Raw genomic sequence first — 367 nt, 5'->3', positions numbered from 1 at the left:
GAACGCGGTGGACATCCTGCTGACGCTCGTGCCGGCCGGACAGCATGCGGTGGTGCGGGAGATGAAGTACTACGCCGCCGACGAGGTGGAGTTCACCTTCGGCTCCGGGGCGCACAAGCTGCTGCTGGCCCGCACCGGTTACACCGGCGAGGACGGCTTCGAGATCTACCTGCCCAACGATGCCGCCCCGGGGCTCTGGGCGGCCCTGCTGGAGGCCGGCAAGGACCACGGCCTGGTCCCGGCGGGCCTGGCCTGCCGCGACTCGCTGCGGCTGGAGGCCGGCATGCCGCTGTACGGCAACGAGCTCTCCCTGCAGGTCACCCCGTTCGAGGCCGGCCTCGGCCCGGTGGTGTCCTTCAAGAAGGAA

The 367-nt window shown here is 70.6% G+C and carries 1 pseudogene; it reads left to right on the top strand.

Going from position 1 to position 367, the window contains the following annotated elements:
• A pseudogene (locus LVY72_RS24140) lies at window positions 1–367 on the top strand (glycine cleavage system protein T); the annotation flags it as partial.

The sequence above is a fragment of the Arthrobacter hankyongi genome (assembly GCF_022012395.1).
GTDB classification, from domain to species: domain Bacteria; phylum Actinomycetota; class Actinomycetes; order Actinomycetales; family Micrococcaceae; genus Crystallibacter; species Crystallibacter hankyongi.
Note: the sequence above shows the minus strand (reverse complement) of the source record. Positions and strands in the feature narration are given on the sequence as shown.